This window comes from Methanosalsum natronophilum, from assembly GCF_024808815.1.
Lineage (GTDB): Archaea > Halobacteriota > Methanosarcinia > Methanosarcinales > Methanosarcinaceae > Methanosalsum > Methanosalsum natronophilum.
Genome location: NZ_JANUCS010000022.1, coordinates 21,412 through 28,279, shown reverse-complemented (window position 1 = coordinate 28,279; position 6,868 = coordinate 21,412). Strand labels below are relative to the sequence as shown.

General features: G+C 34.1%; 7 protein-coding genes and 1 pseudogene. 6 read left to right on the top strand and 2 right to left on the bottom strand.

Annotated features, from left to right (window positions below):
* Positions 1-217 (top strand): annotated as a pseudogene (locus J2T59_RS09565) (IS5 family transposase); the annotation flags it as partial.
* A gap of 101 nt (positions 218-318) precedes the next feature.
* On the opposite strand, the gene J2T59_RS09560 reads toward J2T59_RS09565, so the two are convergent.
* A complete protein-coding gene (locus tag J2T59_RS09560; protein ID WP_259135709.1) occupies positions 319-1,935 on the bottom strand; it encodes a BCCT family transporter in 1,617 nt (538 codons plus the stop codon).
* 482 nt (positions 1,936-2,417) lie between these two features.
* On the opposite strand from J2T59_RS09560, the gene J2T59_RS09555 reads away from it, so the two are divergent.
* From J2T59_RS09555 to J2T59_RS09535, 5 genes are all read left to right on the top strand, one after another.
* The gene (locus J2T59_RS09555; protein ID WP_259135708.1) at positions 2,418-2,981 is read left to right on the top strand and encodes a CBS domain-containing protein; all 564 of its coding nucleotides are present in this window, start codon (positions 2,418-2,420) and stop codon (positions 2,979-2,981) included.
* Between the two features lie 77 nt (positions 2,982-3,058).
* A complete protein-coding gene (locus J2T59_RS09550; RefSeq protein ID WP_259135707.1) occupies positions 3,059-4,213 on the top strand; it encodes a pyridoxal-phosphate-dependent aminotransferase family protein in 1,155 nt (384 codons plus the stop codon).
* A gap of 23 nt (positions 4,214-4,236) precedes the next feature.
* Positions 4,237-4,701 (top strand): riboflavin synthase, encoded by a 465-nt coding sequence (ribC, locus tag J2T59_RS09545; protein WP_259135706.1) that lies wholly within the window; start codon positions 4,237-4,239, stop codon positions 4,699-4,701.
* A gap of 19 nt (positions 4,702-4,720) precedes the next feature.
* Complete coding sequence (gene ribH, locus J2T59_RS09540; protein WP_259135705.1) at positions 4,721-5,125, top strand: 6,7-dimethyl-8-ribityllumazine synthase; 405 nt, start codon at positions 4,721-4,723, stop codon at positions 5,123-5,125.
* A gap of 33 nt (positions 5,126-5,158) precedes the next feature.
* Positions 5,159-6,298 (top strand): pyridoxal phosphate-dependent aminotransferase, encoded by a 1,140-nt coding sequence (locus J2T59_RS09535; protein WP_259135704.1) that lies wholly within the window; start codon positions 5,159-5,161, stop codon positions 6,296-6,298.
* Between the two features lie 34 nt (positions 6,299-6,332).
* Here J2T59_RS09535 and J2T59_RS09530 read toward each other — a convergent pair whose 3' ends face one another.
* A complete protein-coding gene (locus J2T59_RS09530) occupies positions 6,333-6,767 on the bottom strand; it encodes an FAD synthase family protein (protein WP_259135703.1) in 435 nt (144 codons plus the stop codon).
* Between the last annotated feature and the right edge of the window lie 101 nt (positions 6,768-6,868).

The window sequence follows — 6,868 nt, the reverse complement described above, 5'->3', positions numbered from 1 at the left end:
TGAAAAACTCTACCATTCTAGAAACCTGGTAGAGACAATGTTCTCAGTTCTGAAAAGAAAATATGGTGAAGAAATTAAGTCCAGAAAGTACAGAAACCAGGTAAAGGAAGTAAAATGTAAGATATTAATACATAACATCGAAAGATATAACTCATTTACAATTATTATTTACATAAGGATTTCTACAGAGCCTGAAAATCTATATTTTTTAAAGTAATAATCTTTATTTTGTGTTATAAAATTACTTTAGTAGAAAGTAATGTATAAAAAAATAGTGATGAGCTATTGATTTAAATAATAGCTCATTTCAATGTTTGCTTAACTAGTTTCTGCTTCAGCTTCTTTTTGATCAATTTTTTCCTGAAGCTCTTTAATAGTTGCTCTTAGTTTTGCACGTTCAAGTGGAAGTGACTCTTCTTGCAACTCCATGTATAATGCTTTGAATAAACAATATATCATCAATAACATTATCAACATGAATGGAAAGCCACCTATGATTGAAGCCGTTTGTAATGCTTCTAATCCACCTGCAAGGAGTAGTACAGCAGCAAAAGCTCCTTCAATAGTTCCCCATATAATTCTGATACCTACTGGTGGGTGAGGATTACCCTTAGATGTAAGCATTCCTATAACATAGGTTCCAGAATCTGAAGATGTTACAAAGAATATTGATATAGAAATCATTGCTACTACGACAAGCAATGCAGCAAATGGGAATTCAGCCAGTGCTGTGAAAAAACCTACTGCTTCATCAACTTCAACAGCTGCAGCAATTCCACCTGGTCCGAAATGTTCTGTGAATAATGCTAAACCACCAAAAACACTAAACCATACCATGCTTACTACTGTTGGTACGAGCATAACTCCTACAATAAAACTTCTTATAGTTCTACCTCTTGAAACACGAGCAATGAAAGAACCTACAAATGGTGCCCATGCAATCCACCATGCCCAATAAAATATAGTCCAAGCAGCTCCCCAACCTTCAGCTCCTGCTCCAGCGGCATCAGTTGCGAATGACATTTGTAACAGATTTTGTAAATATGCACCAACTGAATGAGTAAATATATCCAGGATGAATAACGTAGGTCCAATTATTAAGACTAGTAGTAGTAAAAGACCAGCAACTGTCAAATTTATTTGACTCAACCATTTAATTCCACGATCTATACCACTTACAGTCGATATGATTGCTAAAATTGTTACTATGATTATTATAACAATCCAGAGACTTGGTTCACTTGCATAACCAAAGAGTCGTTCTACACCTGCGCCAAGTTGCATTGCACCTAAACCTAATGTAGTAGCGATACCAAAAAGTGTTGCTAATACACCTATAGTGTTTATAAGAACTCCGTATTTTCCCTCAATACCTTTTCTACCTAAAATAGGTTCTAATGTAGAGCTTAAAAGCATTGGTAATCCTTTTCTGTAGGAGAAATATGCGAGTGAACCCGCAACCACAGCATAGATTGCCCATGGATGGAATCCCCAATGGAAAAAGGAGTATTGCATTGCTGTATGTATTGCTTCTGCAGTGTTAGCTTCACCGTATGGTGGCCACATATAGTGCCATATTGGCTCAGAAACACCCCAGAAAAGTAAACCTATACCCATTCCTGCACTAAAAAGCATAGCGAACCATGCACTATTGGAATAAGCTGGTTTTTCATGATCAGCCCCTAGTTTGATTTCACCCAAAGGGCTTAACATCAGATAAACAATTAAAAATAGAAATATACTTGCTCCTAACATAAATGACCAGCCAAGGCTTGTCACCATCCAGTCAAATACAAGTTCCATCCTTTCGCCAGTAGCTTCTGGATATACTGCACCAAAGAAAACAAAGACTACAGCTATAGTTAGAGAGAGTATTAATGTAGGTGTTTTTAGACAATCACCAAAGCAAGTCAAACCTTTTTGCTTCTCTTTCAAATTTTTACCTCCAAGGTTACTTTTTAATAAAATTAAACTGTTGAAACTATCAATAAAGTTTCAGCTTAAAAAGGTAGCAATAAGAGTACTAAACGAGTTATTAATATTCTGACATGAATATAAAATTATATAAGTACTAATTTTAAAACTCCACTATTCTTGATAGTTCATATAAAATCTACAGTTTAATCCTTACTGTTTTTATTTTAATCAACATTTATAAAATGCGTATTCAATATAAGCTTTGTGAAGTAATCATTTTCCCAAATACTTATATATAAATTAATTTTGTCATAACGTTTCTTAAGTGAAAACTAATACAATAGTTTTAACTAAAAGTCTTATAAAATCTTACTTTTTTATTCTTCGCAATTTTTAGAATTCAATTCTAAATTCTTCAAGGAATAGCAATATATTTATGGTAACCTAGATTAACGATAACCAATTGTCTTATATACAAAAAATTACTATCAGTAATAAATATGATATTGCCTACCGCGTCCAGCATCAAAAAAAAAAGAAATGAGCTTTCAATGACACAAAGTGAACTTGCAAAAAGGGCGAGTGTAAGTCAGCCTTTAATAGCGCGTATTGAATCAGGTGATGTTGATCCTAGACTATCTACGATAAAGAAGATATATGAAGCGTTTGAAGAAGTTGAAAATGAAAGTATCTTGGTCAAAGATGTAATGAATTATCCAGTTATTCATATACTCCCAAAAGATTCAGTAACTAGAGCTGCAAGTATTATGGAAGAATATGGATTTTCACAAATTCCAATAATTGTGGATGGTATTTCAGTTGGAAGTTTGTCTGAAGATATGTTAATTAAGTCACTAACTGAAAAGAAAAATACAAATATTTCTAAAATGAAGGTATCTGAGCTAATGGAAGGCTCTTTTCCAACTATTTCTCTGGATACAGAATTTAAAGTTGTATCAAGTATTCTTGAAAGAAGCCGGGCTGTCCTTGTAATGGATAATGGAAAAGTAGTGGGAGTAATTACAAAGCATGATGTACTTAAGCTATTACATTCAACTGAATGACTGTAGCATAAGAAAAACAATAAATACATTAAACATTTTTTAAACATGGAAACTGATTTTAAAAAGGTGACCCTAATATGGACTTGGAAGATAAGTTACTTATGATGCCTGGACCTGTGCCAGTTGCTCCTAGAATACTCAGAGCAATGTCAAAACCTATGATTAACCACAGAAGTCCTGCGTTTTCGCAAATATATGATGATTGTATAAATAATCTTAAATCAATTTTTTCTACAGATGATGATATATTCATCTTAAGTGGATCTGGTACTGCAGCAATGGAGGCAGCTATCGGTTGTACAATTGAAAAAGATGATACTATTATAGCGGTTGAAAATGGTAAATTTGGTGAAAGGTTCAAAGACATAGCTTCAAGATATGGCAAGGTTGCTCACGTGGAGTATGATTGGGGTTCTTCTGTGGACATTGACCAAATAACAGAAAAACTTGAGCAGGGTGCAAAAGCTATAGCTATGGTACACAATGAGACATCGACTGGAATTTTGAATCCCGCAAAAGAAGTTGGAAAGCTTGCAAAAGAGTATGGTGCATTGTTTATAATGGATGGAGTTACTTCAATAGGTGGAGATGATGTATTTATTGATGATTGGAATGTAGATATTGCTGTAGTTGGTTCACAAAAATGTATAGGTGCACCCCCTGGCTTATCGATGATATCTGTTAGTGAGAAGGCTTTTGATGTGATGGAAAATGTGAAATCATCACCATATTATTTGGATTTAAAAGCTTACAAGAAAAGTGCTGATAAGGAACTAACTCAAACTCCATATACGCCAGCACTGCCATTATTTTATGGTCTTCAAGAAGCCCTCAACATTATCATGGAAGAAAGTATGGAGTTAAGGATAAAAAGACATCAACTATTTTCTCGGGCTGTAAGAGAAGCTATGAATGCACTAGGAATTGAAATGTTTCCTACATTAAATGACCATAGTAATTATTCTAATACTGTTTCAGCTATGAAGGTACCTGATGGAATCAATGGTAATGACATAAAGAAGGATATGTTGAATGAAGGAATTATTATTGCTGGTGGTCAATCACATCTAAGTGGTAAAATATTTAGAATCGGAAATATGGGCAATGTTAATTCAAATAACGTTTTATCTACCATACAGACCCTTGAAATGGTGTTAAAGAATAGAAAACAAATTAATACATTAGGCGATGGAGTACAAGCTGCCAGTGATGTATTGAATACTGTTAAATAATATAACATTCCCAAATGATATATATGAAAACAATAGGCGTTGTCGATACTACATTTGCACGTTTTGATATGGGTAGTGCTGCAATAGACGAAATTAAACAAAACGCCTCGATTCAAATAAAAAGAGTTACGGTTCCGGGGATAAAAGATTTGCCGGTAGCAAGTAAAAAACTTGTTGATGAACATGGATGCAACTTGGTAATTGCACTAGGAATGCCTGGATCAAAAGATATTGATAAGGTATGTGCACACGAAGCCTCTACAGGGTTAATTCAAGCACAACTTATGACCAATACTCATATAATTGAAGTTTTTGTACATGAGGACGAAGCTATAGATGATTATCAATTGGCTCGCCTTATGGAAAAAAGGTCTAGAGAACATGCACTAAATGCTATAAAATTGTTAACTAAACCAGAAAAATTGATTAAAGAAGCTGGTACAGGTCAACGTCAGGGTTATGAAGATGTTGGTTCTATAAGAATGTAAATATAACTGGAGATTATTTATGTCGATGAAACTTGGATTTGTTGTGGCAGAATTTAATAGAGATTTAACTTATCAGATGGAGTTACTCGGAAAAGAACATGCACAATTTTTAGGTGCTGATGTGGTAGAAGTTATACTTGTACCAGGTGTTTATGATATGCCTATTGCTATCAAAAAGCTGTGTTCACGTGATGATATTGATGCAGTTGTAACTCTTGGTATGGTTATAGAAGGGAGTACCGATCACGATGAAATTGTAGTTCAACATGCTTCTAGGAAGATTATGGATCTTTCTCTTGAGTTTAATAAGCCAGTATCATTTGGTGTTGCAGGACCTGGTATGACAAGAATGGAAGCACATCAAAGGGTCGATTATGCAAAACGAGCTGTGGAATCTGCAGTAAAACTTTTAAAAAGGCTATAGTTTTAAATACTTTGAAACAAACGTGGAATTCTGATGGCATCTACACGGCTGAAGAGATTAGAAGAGTCAGCTACTATTAAAATAGCAAACATTGCAAGTCAATTAAATAAACAAGGAGCAGATGTAATAAGCTTTAGTTTAGGAGAACCTGATTTTAATACTCCAAAACATATATGTGACGCTGCATCCAATGCTATGTTTAAAGGCGCAACTCATTATGCACCCTCTATGGGTATTTCTGAATTACGAGAAGCAATCGCTGAAAAGCTAGTAAATGAGAATGATCTGGATGTAACAGATTCAAATATTATAGTAACACCAGGTGCAAAACAGGCCATTTTTGAGATAATGATGTCTGTATTAGATGATGGTGATGAAGCAATCCTATTTGACCCAGCTTGGGTATCATATGACCCATGTATTAAATTTGCAGGAGCTAACAGTGTATGGGTTCCTACAGATTCTCAGCGAGATTTCAAACCCGAAGATGTTTCTAACTATATTACTGACAAGACACGTCTTATTGTGGTGAATTCTCCTTGCAATCCAACTGGAGGAGTTTATGATCAAGGTGTTCTGAAAGAAATAGCTGATATTGCTATTGACCATAACTTACTTGTTTTGTCAGATGAGATTTATGAAAAGATTATTTACGGGAAAAAACATAATAGTATTGGTTCATTTGATGGTATGCAGGAGAGAACTATAACAGTAAATGGATTTTCAAAAGCTTATGCTATGACTGGATGGAGGTTGGGGTATGCTTGTGCACCAACTAATCTATTAAAGGGTATGCTAAAAATTCATTCTCATTCTGTTAGCAGTGCTACAACTTTTGCTCAATATGGAGGTATTGCAGCATTACAAAGTAGTCAAGAACCTGTAAATAAGATGGTACAGGAATTTAAGGCACGTAGAGATGTTTTAATAAATGGTTTAAACTCAATTGGCATTAATTGTAATGAGCCAAATGGTGCTTTTTATGCGTTTGCTGATGTAAGTGAGTACGGTACTGGTGATGAGGTTGCTGAAAAGTTATTGTCAGAAGCACACGTAGCAGTTACACCAGGCTCAGCCTTTGGAAAAAGCGGAAAACATTTTGTACGAATATCCTATGCTACATCTACTGAAAGAATAAAACAAGCTCTTGAGAGGATAGAAAACATATTATAAAGTTTAAATATTCTGATTTTATTTTTATTTAGCATTAACGGCTTTTTTTGTGTTGAGAAATTTTAATTATCCTCTTAATAATATCTCCGCTACTACACATATCACATTCTTCAAATTTAGTAATTCTTACAATTTTAGGATTAAAACCTCTTTCATCTAACTCTTCTTTTAACTTTGAAGGGTTAAAATGCTGATCATAACCAAGTGCAATTATATCTGGATTTATTGATTTGAGAGGTTCGAAAATATCTTTATCACTACCAACAATTACATTATCTACCATTTTCATTTGACTTATTATCATAGCACGTTGCTTTTCTGGTATTATAGGTTTAGGCTTATGTTTTATCATACAATCTCTTGCAACAATAACTACTAGTTCATCACCTAATTTTTTCGCTTGAGTCAAATAATGAATATGTCCTGGATGTAAAATATCAAATGTTCCTGTTGCAAGTACTCTTTTCACATTAATCACCATAATCTTGCTAGTAGTAACTTCAACTATACTTCTCTTTTATGTTTAAGCATACCTTAGTTGCTACACATTAATAGAATAAAAACCTATTA